Below are 259 nucleotides of genomic sequence, written 5' to 3'. Positions count from 1 at the left end.
GTCATTTCGTCCATGACGAAGATGAAGACGTCCTCGATCTCGGAGCGGCCATGCCTGGTCTTCAGGCTGACATTCCAGGTGATATGGATTTCGGCCGGATCGAGCGCGTCGAAGGCCGGAACACCGGCCATGTCGGCAACGATGCTGCACTCGCCGAGATCGCGCAGTTCGTCGAGCAGCGCGACCGGATTGGTGCCGTTCATCATCGCATTGGCCGGCAGGGTGAAGCGCAGACGCCATTCCTTGAGGCCATCGTTCG

The 259-nt window shown here is 60.6% G+C and carries 1 pseudogene; it reads right to left on the bottom strand.

From position 1 onward, the window contains the following. Positions 1-259, bottom strand: a pseudogene (locus tag AC2YI2_RS35305) (chemotaxis protein CheA); the annotation flags it as partial.

It is taken from the genome of Rhizobium sp. SRI_017 (assembly GCF_057586295.1).
Note: the sequence above shows the minus strand (reverse complement) of the source record. Positions and strands in the feature narration are given on the sequence as shown.